Origin of the sequence: Nonomuraea sp. NPDC050536 (assembly GCF_044457685.1) — a bacterium.
In the GTDB taxonomy this organism is placed as follows: domain Bacteria; phylum Actinomycetota; class Actinomycetes; order Streptosporangiales; family Streptosporangiaceae; genus Nonomuraea.
The window spans coordinates 1,144,848-1,164,259 of sequence record NZ_JBITHD010000001.1 but is presented as its reverse complement, the minus strand read 5'-3'; the positions used below and the strand labels follow the sequence as shown (position 1 = coordinate 1,164,259).

Annotated in this window: 18 protein-coding genes; 14 read left to right on the top strand and 4 right to left on the bottom strand. The window is 68.6% G+C overall.

Going from position 1 to position 19,412, the window contains the following annotated elements; translation table 11 throughout:
* Window positions 1-16 precede the first annotated feature (16 nt).
* From ACIBHX_RS05635 to ACIBHX_RS05610, 6 genes are all read left to right on the top strand, one after another.
* Window positions 17-556 (top strand): TetR/AcrR family transcriptional regulator, encoded by a 540-nt coding sequence (locus ACIBHX_RS05635; protein WP_397064527.1) that lies wholly within the window; start codon window positions 17-19, stop codon window positions 554-556.
* Window positions 553-2,067: an MFS transporter gene (locus tag ACIBHX_RS05630; protein WP_397064525.1), complete on the top strand. Its 1,515-nt coding sequence runs from the start codon at window positions 553-555 to the stop codon at window positions 2,065-2,067. Before ACIBHX_RS05635 ends, ACIBHX_RS05630 begins: the two co-directional genes overlap by 4 nt.
* Before the next feature lie 344 nt (window positions 2,068-2,411).
* A complete protein-coding gene (locus tag ACIBHX_RS05625; RefSeq protein ID WP_397064524.1) occupies window positions 2,412-3,338 on the top strand; it encodes an aldo/keto reductase in 927 nt (308 codons plus the stop codon).
* Window positions 3,339-3,505: 167 nt separating this feature from the next.
* Window positions 3,506-3,739, top strand: a complete 234-nt coding sequence (locus ACIBHX_RS05620; RefSeq protein WP_397064523.1) for a hypothetical protein — start codon at window positions 3,506-3,508, stop codon at window positions 3,737-3,739.
* Entirely contained in the window at window positions 3,736-4,338 is a 603-nt protein-coding gene (locus tag ACIBHX_RS05615) for a hypothetical protein (protein WP_397064521.1), read from the top strand. Before ACIBHX_RS05620 ends, ACIBHX_RS05615 begins: the two co-directional genes overlap by 4 nt.
* Window positions 4,339-4,388: 50 nt before the next feature.
* Entirely contained in the window at window positions 4,389-5,219 is an 831-nt protein-coding gene (locus tag ACIBHX_RS05610; protein ID WP_397064519.1) for an NAD-dependent epimerase/dehydratase family protein, read from the top strand.
* Between the two features lie 225 nt (window positions 5,220-5,444).
* Here the strand turns inward: ACIBHX_RS05610 and ACIBHX_RS05605 are convergent, their stop codons facing one another.
* On the bottom strand, window positions 5,445-6,458 hold the full coding sequence (locus ACIBHX_RS05605; protein WP_397064517.1) for a polyprenyl synthetase family protein: 1,014 nt from the start codon (window positions 6,456-6,458) through the stop codon (window positions 5,445-5,447).
* Window positions 6,459-6,917: 459 nt separating this feature from the next.
* On the opposite strand from ACIBHX_RS05605, the gene ACIBHX_RS05600 reads away from it, so the two are divergent.
* From ACIBHX_RS05600 to ACIBHX_RS05565, 8 genes are all read left to right on the top strand, one after another.
* Window positions 6,918-8,303, top strand: coding sequence for a cytochrome P450 (locus ACIBHX_RS05600; RefSeq protein ID WP_397064515.1), 1,386 nt, complete (start codon window positions 6,918-6,920; stop codon window positions 8,301-8,303).
* Window positions 8,303-9,172, top strand: coding sequence for a terpene synthase family protein (locus ACIBHX_RS05595; RefSeq protein ID WP_397064514.1), 870 nt, complete (start codon window positions 8,303-8,305; stop codon window positions 9,170-9,172). Before ACIBHX_RS05600 ends, ACIBHX_RS05595 begins: the two co-directional genes overlap by 1 nt.
* On the top strand, window positions 9,169-10,749 hold the full coding sequence (locus ACIBHX_RS05590; protein ID WP_397064512.1) for a prenyltransferase/squalene oxidase repeat-containing protein: 1,581 nt from the start codon (window positions 9,169-9,171) through the stop codon (window positions 10,747-10,749). Before ACIBHX_RS05595 ends, ACIBHX_RS05590 begins: the two co-directional genes overlap by 4 nt.
* Window positions 10,750-11,060: 311 nt before the next feature.
* The gene (locus tag ACIBHX_RS05585; RefSeq protein ID WP_397064510.1) at window positions 11,061-13,262 is read left to right on the top strand and encodes a nitrate- and nitrite sensing domain-containing protein; all 2,202 of its coding nucleotides are present in this window, start codon (window positions 11,061-11,063) and stop codon (window positions 13,260-13,262) included.
* Window positions 13,259-13,654, top strand: a complete 396-nt coding sequence (locus ACIBHX_RS05580; RefSeq protein WP_397064508.1) for a roadblock/LC7 domain-containing protein — start codon at window positions 13,259-13,261, stop codon at window positions 13,652-13,654. Before ACIBHX_RS05585 ends, ACIBHX_RS05580 begins: the two co-directional genes overlap by 4 nt.
* Window positions 13,651-14,013, top strand: coding sequence for a DUF742 domain-containing protein (locus ACIBHX_RS05575; RefSeq protein ID WP_214319778.1), 363 nt, complete (start codon window positions 13,651-13,653; stop codon window positions 14,011-14,013). The genes ACIBHX_RS05580 and ACIBHX_RS05575 overlap by 4 nt, the downstream gene beginning before the upstream one ends.
* Complete coding sequence (locus ACIBHX_RS05570) at window positions 13,994-14,575, top strand: GTP-binding protein (RefSeq protein ID WP_397064506.1); 582 nt, start codon at window positions 13,994-13,996, stop codon at window positions 14,573-14,575. The genes ACIBHX_RS05575 and ACIBHX_RS05570 overlap by 20 nt, the downstream gene beginning before the upstream one ends.
* A gap of 33 nt (window positions 14,576-14,608) precedes the next feature.
* Window positions 14,609-16,096, top strand: a complete 1,488-nt coding sequence (locus tag ACIBHX_RS05565; RefSeq protein ID WP_397064504.1) for an APC family permease — start codon at window positions 14,609-14,611, stop codon at window positions 16,094-16,096.
* A gap of 4 nt (window positions 16,097-16,100) precedes the next feature.
* On the opposite strand, the gene ACIBHX_RS05560 is transcribed toward ACIBHX_RS05565, so the two are convergent.
* The 3 genes from ACIBHX_RS05560 to ACIBHX_RS05550 form a co-directional block, all read right to left on the bottom strand.
* Complete coding sequence (locus tag ACIBHX_RS05560; RefSeq protein WP_397064503.1) at window positions 16,101-17,699, bottom strand: cation acetate symporter; 1,599 nt, start codon at window positions 17,697-17,699, stop codon at window positions 16,101-16,103.
* Window positions 17,696-18,025, bottom strand: coding sequence for a DUF485 domain-containing protein (locus ACIBHX_RS05555; RefSeq protein ID WP_397064501.1), 330 nt, complete (start codon window positions 18,023-18,025; stop codon window positions 17,696-17,698). The genes ACIBHX_RS05560 and ACIBHX_RS05555 overlap by 4 nt, the downstream gene beginning before the upstream one ends.
* Window positions 18,026-18,253: 228 nt before the next feature.
* Window positions 18,254-19,411: an ABC transporter ATP-binding protein gene (locus tag ACIBHX_RS05550; RefSeq protein WP_397064499.1), complete on the bottom strand. Its 1,158-nt coding sequence runs from the start codon at window positions 19,409-19,411 to the stop codon at window positions 18,254-18,256.
* Window position 19,412: the final 1 nt, after the last annotated feature.

Sequence of the window (19,412 nt, the reverse complement as noted above, 5' to 3'; positions counted from 1 at the left end):
GAGACGGGGTTGTGTGATGACGGTGAGCCGTGAGCAGATCATGAGCGCGGCGATCCAGCACCTCAACCAGGACCCCACGGCCTCGATGGCGCAGCTGGCCGAGGCGGTCGGGGTCAGCCGCGCCACGCTCCACCGGCACTTCAGCAGCCGGGAGGAGCTCATGATCGCGCTCGGCCACTGCGCGCTGGACCAGTGGGAGCGGGTGCAGGACGAGGCGGGCATCGCCGACGCCGCCGATCCCGAGGCGGCGCTGCGGGCACTGCTGCTCGGCCTGATCGGCTGCGCCGACGAGTACGGCTTCGGGCTCACCGACTACGCCCTGGGCACCGACCCGGAGCTGCTGCGCCGCTCCGACGAGCTGGAAGAGCGGGAGATCGCCTTCTACGTGGCCGCCCAGCGAGCTGGGGTGATCAGGGCCGACCTGCCGCCGCGCTGGATCAGCAACACCGTTTACGGCCTGCTGGTGGCCGTGCGCGAGAGCCTGCGCCGCGGCGACGTCGCCAGGCGGGACGTGCCACGGCTGCTCACCGACACCTTCCTGCGGGGGACCTCATGACCGTTGTCGCCACGCCTGTCCGGCGGCGGTGGGCCGCGCTCGCCGTACTGTCCGCAAGCCTGCTGCTGGTCGTCATCGACATCACGCTGCTCAACGTGGCACTGCCCGCGATCTCCGAGGACCTGCGGCCCGGCGCCGTCCAGCTGCTGTGGATGGTCGACGTCTACGCGCTGGTGGTGGCCGGGCTGCTGGTCACCGTGAGCGCGCTGGGCGACCGCTGGGGCCGCAAGAGGATGCTGATCACCGGGTTCGCCGTGTTCGGCGCGGCCTCCACCGCGATCCTGTGGGCGCACAGCCCCGGCGCGGTGATCGCGGTCAGGGCGCTGCTCGGCGTGGGCGGCGCGATGATCATGCCGTCCACGCTGTCGTTGATCAGGACCCTGTTCACCGACGCGCGCGAGCGGGCCACCGCGCTCGGCGTCTGGGCGGCCATGGCCGCCGTCGGCAGCGCGCTCGGGCCGATCGTCGGCGGACTGCTGCTCGAGCGCTTCAGCTGGCAGGCCGCGTTCCTGGTCAACGTGCCCGTCATGGTGGTGGCGATCGTCGCGGGGGTGTTCCTGCTGCCCGAGTCGCGCAACCCGCGCCCCGGCCGCTGGGACGCCCTCGGCACGGTGCTGTCGATCGCCGGCATGGTCGCGCTGGTCTACGCGATCAAGCGCATCAGCGAGTACGGCCTGGCCGACGCGGCCTCGCTCGTCTCGCTCGCGGTGGCCGTGGCGGGGCTCGGCTGGTTCGTGGCCCGGTGCCTGCGGCGGCCCGATCCGCTGCTGGAGATCCGGCTGTTGCGCCGGCCGTCCTTCAGCGCGGGCACCATCACCGCGCTGACCACCGAGATCGCGATGGCCGGGATGATGCTGCTGCTGGCCCAGTGGATGCAACTGGTGCAGGGGTACACGCCGCTGGAGACCGGGGTGCGGCTGCTGCCCGCCGCACTCGCCGCGCTGGTCGTCTCGCCGCTGGCGCCCTCGATCGCCACGCGCGTGGGGGCCAGGCCGGTGCTGGCGGGCGGGCTCGTGATCGTCGGGCTCGGGCTCGCCGTGGTGGCCGTCAACCCGACCGGCTACCTGCCGATGGCGATCTCGCTGGTGCTCATCGGGCTGGGGATGGGGTCGCTGGCGATCGCGTCGGCGGTCATCATGGCCGGGGCGCCGCCGGAGAAGGCGGGCAGCGCGGCGGCCATCGAGGAGACCAGCTACGAGGTGGGCGGGGCGCTCGGCGTCGCCGTCCTGGGCAGCATCGCCGCCGCCGTCTACCGCTCCGGCCTGCCGCTGGACGCGCTCGCGGCCCAGGGTGTCACTGGGTCCGCGGCCTCGACCGTCCGGGAGTCGATCGGCGGTGCGCTCACCGTCGCCTCCCAGGCGGGCTCGGGGGTCGCCGGCCTGGCCAGGCAGGCGTTCACGGACTCGCTCGCGGTGACGTGCGCGGCGGGCGCCGTGATCGCGCTGATCGCGGCCGTCGGGGTCTGGCTGCTCACCCCCCGCGACCTCGACCTCTCATCCTCACAGCACTGACCTCCCACGCTTGCGGCGTGCCCGGGTTCGGTGGTTCCCACTCGGGCGGCTTCCTCGGGTCGTTGCGGCGAGCGACCCGGCGGGCGCATGCGTGTCGCCGGGTGCGGCGGGACGGGGCGTCGGTGAGTGGCTGGTGGGGCGGCGGTAGCCGTACACCCGAAACAGCCTCATCGCCGCAGAGCAACCTCAAGCAGCAGAGGCCCCTACACCTTCGTGGTGGCACCGAGCGACCGGATCGTGAGCTCCGAGGCTGAGCGCGGCAACGGCCGCTATCACGCCGATGAGGCAGGCGCGTGACCGGGGCGCTATCGAGCCTCCCTGTTGGATGCGCGGATAATAGCGGGATGCGATCAATTGGCACCACGGCTCTGTCCGTTTTTCCGATATGCCTCGGCACCAACGTCTTCGGCTGGACCGCGGACAAGGAGGCCTCCTTCGCCGTACTGGACGCGTATGTGGCCGGCGGCGGCAACTTCATCGACACCGCCGACGTCTACCCGGCCTGGGCCACGGGCGAGTCCACGTCCGAGACGATCATCGGCGAGTGGATGGTCAAGCGCGGCAACCGCGACAAGATCGTGCTGGCCACGAAGGTGGGCATGCTCCAAGGCCTGGAGGGACTGGCGCCCAGGACGATCCGCACCGCGGTGGAGAACTCGCTGCGCCGCCTGCGCACCGACCGCATCGACCTGTACTGGGCGCACGTCGACGACCAAGACACGCCGCTGACCGAGTCGCTGTCCGCCTTCGACGCGCTGATCCGCGAGGGCAAGGTCCGCTACATCGGCGCCTCCAACTACGGCGCCGACCGCCTGGCCGAGGCGCTGCGGATCTCCGACGAGGAGGGCCTGGCCAGGTACGTGGCGCTCCAGCAGCCCTACAACCTGGTCGAGCGCGGCTACGAGGGCGCACTGCGCGAGGTGGCGTCCCGCGAGGGCCTGTCCAGCACGCCGTACTTCGGGCTGGCCCGCGGCTTCCTGACGGGCAAGTACGCGCCTGGCGTGACCGTGGACAGCCCGCGGGCCGGGCAGGCGTCGGAGTACCTGCGGACCGAGCGCGGCCCGAAGGTGCTGGACGTGCTGGCCAAGGTGGCCGCCGAGCGCGGCACCGAGCTCGCCGCCGTCGCGCTGGCATGGCTGGCCACCCAGCCGACGGTCACCGCGCCCATCGCGAGCGCCAGGAACGTCACCCAGCTCCAGGCGCTGCTGACCGCCGCCTCGGTCACGCTCGGCCGGGACGAGCTCGCGCTCCTGGACACGGCCTCGGCGTAGTGTCATCGCGGAACGTTACCGATGGGTTACTATTAGCGATCCTGCATGTAGCCGTTCCCCCCTGTCCCGGAGTCCCCATGGCCGAAGAGCCATCGGCAGGCGAGCTCGCGCGCCGCCTGGCCGATCTCCAGCGCGCGCTCCAGAGAATGATGTCTCAGGAGTTATTCGTGGCCGAGCAGCGGGCGATCGAGCGCCGCTTCACCACCGTCGAGCGCGACCTCGAAGACCTCGAGGAGCGCCTCGGCGGCGAGATCAAGTCGCTGTTGGCACACATCGAGGCCCGCGAGCGCGACCGCGGCACCAACTGGCGGCAGAGCGTCTACGCCGGGGTCATCCCGGCGGCTCTGCTCCTGGTGTCCCTGCTGGTCCAGATCTGGCTGACCGCGAAGGGCACGGCGTGACCGAGAACAAGTTCCGCCCGACGCGCCGCGACCTGGCGCTCTTCGTGACCATCGCCATCCTGGTGGCCCTGGCCCTGTGGGTCTCGGCCGCCATCCGCGAACTCGGCGCGCAGTTGCAGGCCGCCCAGCACGACCGCGAGGTACTCTTCCAGCAGGTGCGCCAGCTCGGCGGCGTCCCCAAGGTCGGCGAGCGCGGCAGCCGTGGGCTTCCCGGCCTGCCTGGATTGCGCGGGTTCCAGGGTCCCCCCGGGTCTCACGGGCTGCCCGGCGCGCCCGGTTCGCCCGGTCCCTCCGGTTCTCCCGGGCCCACCGGCTCGCCGGGGCCCTCCGGGTCTCCCGGTCCCGCCGGGCCTCCCGGGCCGCCGGGGCCAGCGGTCTACTGCGTGCCAGGCGCCGAGGAGGCGTCGTGGCACTGCGGGGGGACCCTGCCAACCGCATCTCCCGCTGCCAGGGTGGTGCCGACGCCGACGCCGACCCCGGCGCCCCGTCCGAGTCCCAGCTCCAGTCCGAGCCCGACGCCGTCGGGTGAGTGCGGGGTGGTGCTGCGCAGGACGTCGCTGATCGATCTCTGCCTGCTGTCGCCCAGGCCGCGCTCGTAGATTGCTACGGTTCGTGAAGAACGGACCCCTTTCTGCGGCGAGGAGAGCGAATGTCCAGAGTCTGCGTGACCGGCGCCGCGGGCACGGCGGGCCGTGCCATCGTCCGTGACCTGCTCGCCCACGGCCACGAGGTCGTCGCCACCGACCTGCGGACCGCGGGCGGCGAGGACGTCATGCAGGCCGACCTCACCCGGTACGGCGCAGCGGTCGAGGTCCTGGCCGGGGTGGACGCCGTGGTCCACATGGCCAACATCCCCGCCCCCGGGCTGCGCACCCCGGCCACCACCTACGCCGACAACACCACGATGAACGCCAACGTGTTCCTGGCCGCCGCGCAGCTCGGGCTGAGCCGGGTGGTGTGGGCCTCCAGCGAGACGACGCTCGGCCTGCCCTTCGACACCCCGCCCCGCTACGCACCCGTGGACGAGGACCACTACCCGTATCCGACCTCGACCTACGCCCTGTCCAAGGTCGTCGGCGAGACCACGGCCGCGCACGTCGCCGAGTGGTCCGGGATCCCGTTCGTGGCGCTGCGCTTCTCCAACATCTTCACTGAGGACGAGTACGCGCGCGTGCCCGGCTTCTGGTCCGACGCGCGCTCGCGGCGCTGGAACCTGTGGGGGTACATCGACCATCGGGACGTGGCGACCTCGTGCCGGCTCGCGCTCGAGGCGCCGGTCACGGGCGCGCGCAGCTTCGTCATCGCCGCGGCCGACACGATCATGAACCGGCCGTCGGCCGACCTCATGGCGGAGGTCTACCCCGGCGTGCCGATCAGGGGCGACCTGCCGGAGTACGGCACGCTGCTGTCGATCGCCAGGGCCCGCGCGGAACTCGGCTTCGTCCCCGCCCACTCCTGGCGCGACCACATCCCAAGCTAGCCACACTTTTCTGGTACGGCGAGCCACACCACCCGCCGCCCACCGCACTTCGGCTGAGGCCCCGCGCCCGGCGCTTCCGGCGAGTCGAGGACGCTCGCCCGCCGTTACGGCGCTTTCTGGGCGTGGGTTCCCGGGCCGACGGGCGTTGCCGAGGAGGGTTGCCCGCCGCTTCGGCGCTTTCTGGGCGTGGGTCCCGGGCCGGCGGGCGTTGCTTGTCGAGGAGGGCTAGCGGGAGCGGTGCACGAGGGCCGCGCACAGGTCGTGCAGGGCCTCTGCCCTGGGCAGCTCGCTGCGCAGGGTGGTCAGCGCCGCGGTCAGGTGGGACTCGGCCAGGTCCAGGGCCGTGGCGCGCCCGCCCGCGCGCTCGATCAGCTCGGCCGCCTCGCGGAAGTCGTCGTCCGAGGCCTCCGTGCTGAGCAGGGCCGCCAGGTCCGGGCTCACCGGCAGCGCGGCCAGGACCGGAAGCGTCTTCTTGGCCCGCCGTAGATCGTTGTAGATGGGCTTGCCTGTCTGCTCCGGATCGCCCCAGATGCCCAGCAGGTCGTCGGCGATCTGGAAGGCGATCCCCAGGTCGCGCCCCATCTGCCACATCGGCTCCGCCAGCGACGGCGCCCCGCCCAGGATCACGCCCAGCGAAGCGGCCGCCGCCAGCAGCGAGCCGGTCTTACCTGCCGTCATCTCGGTGTACTCGGCCACCGTCACCGCCCCGGGACCGCTCCAAGGCCGGTCCTCGAAGACCATGTCCAGCGTCTGGCCGTGCACGAGGTCGATCAGTGCGCTGGACAGGTACCGCACCGCCAGCGGATCGCCCTCCTGCGCCAGCCGTCCGATCGCCAGCGCGAGCAGCGAGTCACCGGTCAGGATCGCCGGCCCCACGCCGTAGGCCTTCCACAGCGCCTCCCGGTGCCGCCGCCGCTCGTCCTGGTCGATGATGTCGTCGTGCACCAGCGAGAACGCGTGCACCAGTTCCACCGCCACGGCCCCCGGCAGCGCCGCCTCGGCCGTGGCGCCGACCGCCTCGGCCGCCAGCATCGCGATCGCCGGCCGCAGGTTCTTCCCGCTGTCCCCGTCGTACGGCAGGCCGTCGACGTCGGACCAGCCCAGCGTGAACGAGGCCATCCGCTCCCCCCACGGATGCAGCCCCGCGACCGCCTCCCGCAATGCGGGCTCGGCCAGCCGCCGCGCTCTCTGTAACTCGTCCTCTCCGGACCAGGATGTGGGCGAGTGCCCAGGATTCATCGGGTGCTCCTACCTTGTCCGATCTTGAGATACCAGAGACGATCATGCGATACTTACCCAAGGAAACTACTTTTGTCCTGAAATATCCCGACATTTGAGACCGGAAGATCGGACTGCCGAGGCCGCTCAGAGCGGGAGATCGCGACCATGCCTCTCGACACCGACGCGCCGAGCCCAGGACCTCAAAACCACCGCGACCAGCCTCCGGCGACTCGAACATCTCACGAACGCCGGGACGCCTCCTCGAGCCAACCGCACATCGGATCAAGGGCGGCAAGCAGTGACAGTCGCCCCCTAAACATAGGTTCGGGAGACAAGTGTCACCCTCCACCCACCTTGATCAACAAGAGGTGATCATGTGATACTCGGCCCGAAAAGTTACGTATGTCGGAAGAGTTGCCCCTTCTGGCACATGGTGGCTTAAGAGACAACAGATGGTGCCGGCGCGAGGGGAAGACCGTGGCCTTGCCGCTTGACACTGACCATCTGCGGGCGAGGCAGGCAAGGCGGATCCCGCTCTATCGGAAGACCTTCCAGTTACTACGTGACCCGATGAAGGCGTTCGGGGAGATAGGCGTCCAGGCGGGCGGAGAGATCATCCAGCTCGACTTGGGAGCCTTCCGGCCGTATCTCGTATCCCAACCGGACCACATCCATCACGTTCTGCGCGGCAACGCCGCGAACTACCCGCGCCTCGGCATGTTCTGGCGCCCGTTGAGCACGCTGGTCGGTTACGGAATCGGCGGCGAAGGACAGTACTGGGAGTACATCCGGCCAATGCTCCAACCGGTGTTCGCCGGCAAGAACGTCGCCGCGATCACCGACGACATCGTTGCGACGATCATCGACCGGGTCGACGACCTGGACCTGAAAGCGAGGACAGGGCACCCTGTCTCCGCCGAGCGCGAGATGACCCGTATCGTTCAGCATTCCGTCACACGGTTCTTCATCGGTGACAGAATTTCCGTGGACGTCGCCGACAGGCTCGGCGATGCGATCGTCTCCGCCACCACCGCCCTGGCATCCCGGATCGTTTTCTCCTTCGTTCCCGACTGGATTCCCATGCCGGGCGACCGCACATTCAAGCGCGCGATTCGCGACATCGACGAGATCGTGTTCCCGGTCATCGAGGAGGCTCGGCGCACGCCATCGGACAGCCGCGACGTCCTGTCACTGCTGCTACAGGCGCGCGGCGCGGACGGGCGGCGACTCGACGACCAGCAGCTCCGCGATGAGATCGTCGGGCTCTTCGTGGCCGGCGCGGAATCGTCCGCCGTGGCACTCATCTGGCTCTGGGTGGCGTTGGACGAGAATCCGCACGTCGCGGCCAAGCTGTATGAGGAGATCGACCGCGTGGTGGGAGAAGGGCCGCCCCGGCGATCGCACCTGACGGAACTTCGGTACACGAAAATGTTCCTGCAGGAACTGCTCCGAATGTATTCGGTGGGCTGGATGGTGCCGCGAAAAGCGGCAGGTGACGACGTCATCGACGGCGTCCACATCACGGCCGGGGCGACCGTCCTCATCAGCCCGTTCATCACTCACCAACTGGAAAGCGTCTGGGAGAACCCGCACGTGTTCGACCCGGAGCGATTCGCGCCGAACCGGCAGGACGGCCGTCAGGCGTCCTCGTACGTTGCCTTCGGTACAGGTCCGCACCAGTGCTTGGGCCGGCACCTCTTCATGATGGAGGCACAGCTCGTATTGGCCGCGATCCTTACCCGGTTCCGGCCTGATCTGCGCACGCCATCGCCGGTGGAGCCTCGGATCGGACTCTCACTGAAGCCTCGCCAGGAAGTCGAGATAGTGCTGCATCCCCGTCAAGACCGTGTAGTGGAGAAGTAATGATCAACCGCCTGACGGCCGGCGGAGGCGCATTGACGACCACCCAGATAGGCAGCGCGTGCGGGGTGGCGGGCCAGATCCAGAGAGAAATGCAGGCACAGGCCAAGGCCTATCCCGCGCTCTTTCCGGCCACGGCGTTCGACCCGGCGTTCTTCAGCACGATCTCACTCGCCATGGCCTTCAGCGCCCCGCAGCTGACAGCGGCGGACCTTCGGTTGACGCACCGCATGACCCTGTGGAGTTTCGCCCTCGACTGGCTCATCGACTATGTCGCGACCGAAGAGGACGAGGTGGTGTCCATCGTCGAAGGGTGTATCGCCGTCGCCAACGGCGCGGAGGCGTACGACGACCTCACGCGCTTCCTCACCGAGGTCCGTGACGAGCTGGCGACTGCTCCGGCCTTCGCCGATCTGCGAGACATCTGGCACGAGGAGTTCGAACGGCTCCTCCGCGCCATGACACTGGAATGGCAGTGGAAATCCGCCGCACGTCCCTCCTTCGAGGACTACTTGGCCAACGCCGCGAGTATCGGCCTCGCGCTGGTCTTCACCACGCACTGGATCTGGACGGGTACGTCGCGATCGGTGGCCGAGGGCCGGGAGGCGGGCTGGGCGGTGGAACGAGTCATCCGCCTGCTCAACGACCTGGCGTCCTACGAGAGGGAGAAGCGCTGGGGTGATCTCAACGCCCTCATGCTCGACGTCAGCCGTGAGCAGGTGGGTCAGCGGATCGACGGGCTCGTCGAGGAGTCCTGGAAGATGCTCGATCCGCTGCGGGCCACTCAGCCGGAGCTCGCCGACTACCTGGCGCGGCAGATGGAATTCTGCGTGGGCTTCTACCGGATCACTGATTACTGGGGCGCACATTGAGCGTCGACGAACTCCCGTTCGCGCTGGTCGATGTGGACAGTGCGGCGGATCGGCTGATCGCCGGACTCATGGAGCAGCCCTGGGGTCAGGTCTCCGCCTCCGTGTACGAAACAGGGCGGCTGGTGACCCTTGCTCCCTGGTTGGTCGGGCATGCCGAACGGGTGAACCACCTGATCGCGACCCAAAGGCCTGATGGCGGCTGGGGCGCACCGGGCGGTTACGCGCTGATTCCGACATTGAGTGCAACGGAGGCGCTCTTAGGCCAGGCATCCGCTGACGCGAAAGCGACTCAGTCCGTCTCGCGTGGGCTCGATGTACTGTTTCGCTGGCTCTCGACAGATCTGTTATTGCCGGACATGCCCGCCATCGAGCTCATCGCGCCGTCGCTGGTGACGCTTATCAATCAGCGCCTTGACAGATTGAATGACGAATCAGCGAGTGGCCTGGCTCTCTGGATGGGTAATGGTCGCTTGCCCATGCCAAAAGGAATGAGCAACGCCAAAGTATCGATGATCCAGGCACACCTGAAATCCGGTGCGGTAGTACAGGACAAGCTCCTGCACGCCCTGGAAGCAGCCGGTGACGCGGCGTGCGGCGCCTCGGGGGTCACCGTGGGCGCCGCGGGGAACGTCGGGGGCTCCCCAGCGGCCACCGCGGCGTGGCTGCGGGGTCGCGGTCAGACAGAAGCAGGCGTTCGGGCGCGTGGATACCTCGAAAGGGCGGCGGAGCGTCACGCGGGTCCGGTACCGTGCGCTCTGCCGATCACGGAGTTCGAGAGGGGCTGGGTGTTGAGCTGGCTGGTTCGCGCCGGCGTCCCAGTCGCTGTTCCCCCGCGGCTGCTTGAAGAGTTGAGTGCGGCCATCCGTGCTGACGGGGCTTCGGGCGGGGCGGGGCTCCCCTCGGATGCCGACAGCACGTCGGTGGCGTTGTACGCACTGGCCCTGCTGGGAGTCGAGCGGGAGCCGGACAGCCTGTGGCACTACGAGCTGGACACGCACTTCTGCACCTGGCAGGGGGAGCAGGGTGACTCCGTCACCACGAACGCGCACGTGCTGGACACCCTCGGCCACTACGCGCACGGCCGTACCGGCCTCGACAGCCGATACGCACGAGCAACGCGGAAGGTGTCGGCGTGGCTCGTCGAGCAGCAGCACCTCGACGGGAATTGGCAGGACAGATGGCACGCCTCCCCCTACTACGCCACGACCTGCTGTGTTCTCGCCTTGTCCTGCTACGGAACGAATCCGGCGCCGGTCGAACGTGCCGTGCGATGGATCATCGATTCACAGAACGCCGATGGATCGTGGGGTCGATGGGGAGGCACGGCCGAGGAGACCGCCTACGCGATGCAGGCCGTGCTCCTGGCCGACGCGGACCTGGACGGGCGCGGCCAGGCGGCGGCTCGCGGCTACGCCTATCTTCTCGACGCCCCCGCACTGGAATCCGGGCCCGCGTTGTGGCATGACAAGGACCTTTACAAGCCCGAGGCGATCGTGCGCGCGGCCATCCTCGGCGCCGTACATATGGCGCAACGCGACCCGTCACTCGTCTCCCTCAGCAAGAAAATCCGACAATAGTCACATAAGTGCTTAGAGGGATATGTGATACGTAAGCCGTACATTGCGACTTTTAGGGTTAATTAGTTCCTTGAGTGGTTAATGTTGCGTTGCTATGGTTTCCAAGTGCCGGGGGATTGGCTGCTCTCTGCCGCGAGTCGGCACACCACCCGCCGCTATCGCCTCGCGGTAGGCGGAAGGGCTTTCCGATATTCGCTGGGACAGGTGTAATGCGTTTCCGTAACTCACGTGTGCGAACCAAGGTCATAGCCCTTCTGGCGTCGCTCGCCGCGCTCTGGGCCTTTGCCGCCTGGGTGACACTGAGAGATGGATTGAACCTGCTGTGGGTCAACACTCTCGACGAGAAGGTCGGCCGGCCGACCGTCTCGCTGGTGACAGCCCTGCAGACGGAGCGGCAGCTCTCACTGTCCTACCTTGGTGGGCACACCACACAACGGCGCGATGCGCTGACCAAACAGCGGACGCAGACCGACCAGGCTCGGGCCGCCTTCGAGGAAGACATCAACAGCTACAGCGTGCGAGTCGCGGCGGATGACGCCCTCGAACGCCGCTTGGACGACTCGCTCCGGGCGCTGCAAACCCTCGACAAGCAGCGCAAGTCGATCGACTCGGGAGCACTGGACCGCACTCAGGCCTCAGCGGCTTTGACGGAGATCGTGGACACCATGTTCCTGATCTACGGGTCCGAGGCCAGTATCGACGATCAGCAGATCGCCAAGGACGCTCGTACCCTCATCGCGTTCACTCGTGCCAAGGAGGTTCTCTCCCGCGAGGACGCGCTCCTCGCCGGGGCCCAGGCGGCCGGAAGCTTCAGCACTGGGGAGTACGACCGGTTCGCCGCGCTGGTCGGCTCCCAGCGGTTCCTGCACAACGAAGCCGCGGCCGAGCTGCCCGACGCCGATCGCGCGAGGTACAAGAGTCTGACCAACAGCGCGGCCTTCCAGCGATTCCGCGCGCTGGAAGATCGAGTGATCGAGAACGGCAGGGACCAGGCGGCGCTCCCCGTCACCAACAGGGAATGGCAGGCAGGTATTCAACCCGTCCTGTCGGAGCTGGAGAAGTTCCTCCTGGTCTCCGCGGACGGATTGGTCGAGCGTGCCACCCCGGTCGCCGTCGGCGTCATCGTCCGCCTGGTGCTGGCCGGCGGTCTGGGATTGTTCGCGGTCGTCGCCTCGATCATCTTGTCGATCACCACGACCCGGGCGCTGCTGGCCCAGCTGACGAAGCTGCGGGACGCGGCGCACGAGCTGTCGGATGATCGGCTGCCTGGGGTGGTCGAGCGGATCGGGCGCGGCGAAGAGGTGGACCTGGCCCGCGAGGTGCCCGCGCTGGAGTTCGGTGACGACGAGATCGGGCAGGTGGGCCAGGCGTTCAACACCGTGCAGCGCACCGCCGTGGCCGTCGCCGCCGAGCAGGCCGAGCTGCGCCGCGGCATCCGCGACATCCTGCTGAGCCTGGCCCGACGTACCCAGGGTCTGGTGCACAGGCAGCTGACCGTGCTGGACGTGATGGAGCGGCGCGAGACCGACCCGGAGGAGCTGAAGGAGCTGTTCCGGCTGGACCACCTGGCGATCCGGATGCGGCGCAACGCCGAGAACCTGATCGTGCTGTCCGGCTCCTCCCCCGCCCGTACCTGGCGCCGCTCGGTGCCCATGGTCGACGTGGTCCGCGGCGCGCTGGCCGAGGTGGAGGACTACACCCGCGTCACGCTCATGCCGATGGGCGAGGTGGTGCTCGTCGGCCGGGCCGTGGGTGACGTCATCCACCTGCTGGCCGAGGTGATCGAGAACGCCGTCTCCTTCTCCCCGCCCTACACCAACGTGCAGGTCAGCGGACAGCTGGTGGCCAACGGGTACGTCGTGGAGATCGAGGACCGCGGGCTCGGCATGAAGGCGGAGGACCTGGACGCGGCCAACGAGCGCATCGCCGACCCGCCCGAGTTCCGCATCTCCGGCACCGCGCGCCTGGGCCTGTACGTCGTCAGCCGCCTGGCCGAGCGGCACGGCATCCAGGTGGTGCTGAAGGCCTCGCCGTACGGGGGCACGACCGTCGTGGTGCTGCTGCCGCAGGAGCTCGTGGAGCTGAGCGACGGCGCGCAGCAGGTCGACGGCGGCCAGCCGGAGACCGGCCTGCCGCGCAGGAAGTCGGCCGTGGCCACCGCCACCCGCGAGAACGTGCGCACGCTGCGCTCGGCCAGGCCGCGCGACATCCCCGCGCGCCGTCCAGACGACACGGCCGAGATCCCCGTCAGGCCGGTGACCGCAGAGGAGCAGCCCGCGAGCCCGGAGACCCCAGTGGCACAGGCCGAGACCGAACTCACCCCGGGAGGCCTGCCCATGCGCGTACCGCAGGCCAACCTGGCTCCCGCGCTGCGCGAGGAGCCGCCGCCCGCGACCGAGGAGGACGATGACGAGCGCTCGCCGGAGGAGATCCGCGCGATGATGGGATCCCTGCAGTCAGGCACCCGGCTGGGCCGGTCGGAGGCCGCCAAGCTCCTGGAGGAAGAGCAATGAGCGGCACGGACCTGAACTGGCTGCTCGACGACCTGGTGGGCCGCGTCCAGGAAGCGCAGCACGCGATCGTGCTGTCCTCCGACGGCCTGCTCATGGCCTCATCGGCGGGATTGGAGCGTACCGACGGCGAGCACCTTTCGGCGGTCGCCTCCGGCCTGCAGAGCCTGGCCAAGGGCGTGTCCGAGCAGGTCAAGGGCGGCGCGGTACGCCAGACGGTGGTGGAGTGGAAATCGCAGTTCCTCATCGTCACCGTGGCGGGCGAGCGGGCCTGCCTAGCCGTGCTGTGCGCGCAGAACGCCGACATCGGCCTGATCGCCTACGAGATGGCCATGCTCGTGGCCCGGGTCGGCCAGTACCTGACCTCGGGCGCGCGGGTGGGGAGCGACCGGTGACCGAGGACGATCGATGGATCGATCCGGAGATCATCCGGCCGTACGTGGTCACCAGAGGCAGGACCCAGCCGGCGCACGGCAGGTTCGACCTGATCTCCATGGCCCTGGCCGTCGGGCCCACCCCGGGTCCCGACGCCGGGCTGGATCCCGAGCACCTGGCGATCCTGCGGCTGTGCAGGGAGCCCAAGTCCGTCGCCGAGATCGCCGCGCACCTGAACCTGCCCGCGGGCACGATCCGGGTGCTGCTCGGCGACCTGTTCGACAGGCAACTCGTCGAGGCCCAAGAACCGCAATCCGAGGTGGACATGCATGACATGAGGATGTACAAGGCGGTGCTCGATGGCCTTCGATCGCTCTGAGCGGCGCCTGCCGACCGCGATCAAGATCCTTGTCGCGGGCGGCTTCGGCGCGGGCAAGACCACGATGGTCGGCGCGGTCTCGGAGACCAGGCCGCTGCGCACTGAGGAGATCCTCACCGACCGCAGCGTCGGCGTCGACGACCTCACGAACGTGTCGCAGAAGAAGACGACCACGGTCGCGATGGACTTCGGCCGCATCACCCTGGGTTCTGACTACGTGCTGTACCTGTTCGGCACGCCCGGCCAGGAGCGGTTCTGGTTCGTCTGGGACGAGTTGGCCGAGGGCTCGCTCGGCGCGGTCATCCTGGCCGACACCCGGCGCCTGGCCGACTGCTTCCCCTCGGTCGACTACTTCGAGCGGCGCGGCACGCCGTTCGTGGTGGCGGTCAACTGCTTCGAGGGCTCGGCGACGTTCGACATGGCCGAGGTACGGCTGGCGCTGCAGCTGAACCCGTCGACCCCGATCATCATGTGCGACGCGCGCAAGCGGGACTCCAGCAGGGAGGTGCTGGTCACGCTGGTGGAGCACTCGATGAAGTTGCGGGCGCAACCGGTTTCTTGACGATCCTGATCGTCGAGGCGCATCGTCGGAAGTATGAGCGAGCCTCAGCTGCTTTCTGAGCGGGTGGCGGGCGGGATCCTGCCACGGGTACTCACCACGTTCGACATGGTCGCCATCTTCGTGGCGATCGTCCTGTTCATCACGAACGCGGCCGTCATCCAGAGCGCGGGCCCGGCCGCGTTCGGCTGGTGGATCATCGCGTTCGCGCTGTTCCTCATCCCGTGCGCGATCGTGACCGGGCAGCTGGGCGCGATGTTCCCCGGCGAGGGCTCGATCTACCTGTGGACGAACAAGGCGTTCGGTCCCTTCTGGGGCTTCTTCGCCGGCTTCTGCGCATGGTGGCCCGGCGTGCTGGTCATGGTCGCCACCGGCACGCTGACCATCTCGTTCCTCGGGTTCGTCTTCCCGCCGGTCGGCGCGCTGCCGGTGCAGGCCCAAGGCGGGCTGATCGTGGTGATCCTGGTGGTCGCCGCGCTGCTGGCCGTCCTGCGCTTCCGGCTGACGCAGAACGTGGTCAACGTCGCGTTCGTCGCGTACGGCCTGGCCATCCTGGCCATGTTCGTGGCCGGTGTGGTGCACCTGCTGGAGGGCAACGCCTCGGCGACCAACCCGTGGGACTTCGCGGCCTGGAGCCCGTCGGCCGAGCACGGGATCAACTTCGCCAACTGGAGCTTCTTCGGCCTGGCCGTGCTGGCGCTGCTGGGCGTCGAGGTGCCGTTGAACATGGGCGTGGAGATCCGCGAGGAGAAGGCGGTCACCCGCTACCTGCTGTGGGGCTCGCTGGCCGTCATGGTCGCCTACCTGATCGCGACCTGGGGCGTGATGGTGACGGTGCCGGCCAAGGACGCGGCAACGATCACCGGGGTGGCCGCGGCGGTGAGCCTGGGCATCGGCGACTGGGCCGGCAAGCTGGTGGCGCTGGTGCTGGCGGCGATGTTCTTCATCATCACCGTGGTCTACAACTACTCCTTCGCCCGGCTGATCTTCGTCTCCGGGCTGGACAGGAGGCTGCCCAAGGTGGTCAGCCACGTCAACGCGCACAAGGTGCCGGACGTGGCGGTGTGGATCCAGACCGTGCTGGCCGGCGTGTTCACGTTGATCGCGTTCGTCGTGGTGCCGATCGCCTCGGCCAAGCCGGCCGACGCCCAGACCGAGGTCTACAACGTGCTGCAGGCGGCCGTCACGGTCATCTGGTGCCTGTCGATCGTGGTGCTGTTCGTCGACGTCCTGATCATCCTGCGGCGCTACCGCGAGCAGTTCGAGGCGCGCAGGCTCGCCCATCCGGCGGTGTTCTGGGTGGCCTCGATCGTGGGGGCGCTGGCCTCGCTGGTGGGTGTGATCTCCACGCTGTCGGGGTCGTGGACGCCGCTGATCTCCAACGACGCGGGGAAGGTCAGCCTGTTCGGCGCCGAGATCTCCTACGGCACGTGGTTCTGGCTGGTGGGCGGGATCGCGCTGGCCTCGCTGGTGGTGGGCGCCCTGCTCTACCTGCTGCAGGGCGCCCGCCGTACCGCCCAGTGATGGGCTAGTGCTTCACGGCCTGCTCGGCGCCCACACCCGTGAGGGAGCGGACCTCGATCTCGGACCACTTGTCGGCGTTGTACTCCTTGGACAGCACGGTGCCGAGCCAGCCGAGCAGGAAGCCGAGCGGGATCGAGATGATGCCCGGGTTCGACAGCTCGTGCAGGTGCCAGTCAGAGGTCTTGAACAGCGAGGTCTTGGCGCCGGAGACCACCGGCGAGAAGAACACGATGACCAGGGCGGAGATCAGGCCGCCGTAGATGGCGCAGACCGCGCCCGTGGTGTTGAACCTCTTCCAGAACAGGCTGTAGAGGATCGCGGGCAGGTTGCCGGAGGCGGCCAGGGCGAAGGCGAGCGCCACCAGGAAGGCGACGTTCTGGCCCTGGGCCAGGATGCCGAGCGCGATCGCGATCGCGCCGATGACCAGGGCGGAGATTCTGGCCACCACGACCTCCTGCCGCTCGGTGGCCTGGCCGCGCCTGAACACGTGGGCGTACAGGTCGTGGGCGAAGCTGGAGGAGGAGGCGAGCGTGAGCCCGGCCACCACGGCCAGGATCGTGGCGAAGGCGACCGCGCCGATCAGGGCCAGCAGGATCGTGCCGCCCGTCTCGCCGAAGAAGTTCGCGCCGATGGCGTTGGCCAGCTGCGGGGCGGCGGTGTTGCCCGAGGTGTCGGTCTTGGGGATCTTCACCAGGGCCGCGGCGCCGAAGCCGATCACCAGCGTGAACAGGTAGAACACGCCGATGATGCCGATGCCCCAGAGCACGGACTTGCGGGCGTCCTTGGCGGTGGGGACGGTGTAGAAGCGGATGAGGATGTGCGGCAGGCCCGCCGTACCGAGGACGAGGGCCAGGCCCAGGCTGATCAGGTCGACCTTGCCGACCCAGCCCTGGGCGTCGGTGCCGTACTTGCCGCCGGGGCTGAGCAGGCCGGGCTTGCCGCTGGCCTCCTGGGCGGCGCCCAGCAGCGTGGACAGGTTGAAGTTGTACTTGGCCAGGACCAGGACCGTGATCAGGGCGGCACCGCCCATGAGCAGGACGGCCTTGACGATCTGGACCCAGGTGGTGCCCTTCATGCCGCCGAACACCACGTAGACGATCATGAGGGCGCCGACGCCGACGACCGTCCAGGCCTTGCCCGACTCGCTGGTGATGCCGAGCAGCAGGCCGACCAGCGCGCCCGCGCCGACCATCTGGGCCAGCAGGTAGAAGATGCTGACGATGATCGTGGAGACGCCGGCGGCGGTGCGCACCGGGCGCGGGCTCATCCGGAAGGCCAGCACGTCGGCCATGGTGAACTTGCCGGAGTTACGCATGAGCTCGGCGACCAGCAGCAGCGCGACGAGCCAGGCCACCAGGAAGCCGATGGAGTACAGGAAGCCGTCGTAGCCCGACAGCGCGATGAGGCCGGCGATGCCGAGGAAGGAGGCGGCAGACATGTAGTCGCCGCCGATGGCCAGGCCGTTCTGCAGACCGCTGAAGGAGCGGCCGCCGGCGTAGTAGTCGGCGGCCGTCTTGGTCTGGCGGCTGGCCCAGAACGTGATGCCGAGCGTGCCGGCGACGAAGGTGAGGAAGAGGATCGTCGCGAGGGTGTGGGAAGTCACTGGGCCTGCTCCTCGACCTCGTGGCGGACCTTCTCGGCGAGCGGGTCGAGCTTCCTGCCTGCGTGGCGGGCGTAGGCCCACGCGATCAGGAAGGTGGTCACGAACTGCAGCAGGCCGAAGATGAGCCCGACGTTGATGTCACCGAACACCTTGGTGCTCATGAACGGGCGCGCCCACCCCGACAGCACCACATAGAGCAGATACCACGCCAGGAACGCCACGGTCATCGGGAACGTCCATCGGCGGAAGCGCCGCTTCAGCTCCTGGAAGTCACTGCTTGCCTGCACCTGTTCGTAGACCGATGCGTCATGTTCTTTAGTCGTCACGAGACCTCCACTGTGATGCGGATCACGCACAAGGTAAGAGCGCAACCTACCCCTCGTGGAGGGGGTCGGAGGGGCTGTTCGGCGAGCCGCCGCCGCCCGGCGCTTAGTTGGATGGGGCATGCGGTGAAAGGTCCTTTCAGCGCGATAAGCGGTTCCTGGACCCGTTCGCCGCGGATCAACGGCACGATCATCGGCGAGTGCCATAAACGGCCGATTGACACCGAGATTTCATGCCTCGGTGAGGTTGGTACCGCTCCTGGGGTCGAACAGGTGGATGGCCTCGGTGTCGTACCAGAGCTTGAGCGGCCGTCCCTCCTGGGCGGTGGTCCTGGGGTCGAGGCGGGCGATGAGCTGCGCGACGCCGCCGCCCTCGAAGGCGGCGGTGCCTGCCAGGTGCTCGGATTCGACGGCGCCCGCCTCGAGCGTGAAGTAGGCCAGCTTCTCCGAGCCCATCGACTCCAGGATGTCGACCGTGCCGGCGAACGTGCCGCCGTGGTCCTGGCCGTGCACGAGCGCGGCGTCCTCGAAGGACTCCGGCCTGATGCCGACGATGACCTGCTTGGGCACCTTCTGCCCGGCCATCGCGCGCCGCAGCCGGGGGCCGGGCGGGATCGTGCCGATCACGGTGTGCAGGCCGTCCGGCTCGACCCGGGCGAGCAGGAAGTTCATCGACGGCGAGCCGATGAAGCCGGCCACGAACAGGTTGCGCGGGTGGTCGTACATCTCCTGCGGCGAGGCCACCTGCTGCACCACGCCCGCGCGCATGAGCACGATCCGGTCGCCCAGCGTCATGGCCTCGGTCTGGTCGTGGGTGACGTAGACCGTGGTGGTGCCCAGGTTCTTCTGCAGGCGGGCGATCGTGGTGCGCATCTGCACCCTGAGCTTGGCGTCCAGGTTGGACAGCGGCTCGTCCATGAGGAAGGCCTTGGGGTTGCGCACGATGGCCCTGCCCATCGCCACCCGCTGCCGCTGCCCGCCCGACAGGTTGGCGGGCTTGCGGTCCAGGTACGGGCTCAGGTCGAGCAGCTCGGCCGCCTCCTCCACCTTCCTGTTCGCCTCGGCCTTGTCCACCTTGGCCAGCTTCAGCGGGAAGGCGATGTTCTCCCTGACGGTCATGTGCGGGTAGAGCGCGTAGGACTGGAACACCATCGCGATGTCCCTGTCGCGGGGCGCCTTCTCGTTCATGCGCTGCCCGTCGATGCGCAGCTCACCCTCGGTGATGTTCTCCAGCCCGGCGATCATGTTGAGCGTGGTCGACTTCCCGCACCCCGACGGCCCCACCAGGATGACGAACTCGTGGTCCTTGATGTCCAGGCCGATGTGATCCACCGCGAGCGTGCCGTCGGCGAACCTCTTGGTCACCCCTTCGAGCACGATCTCAGCCATC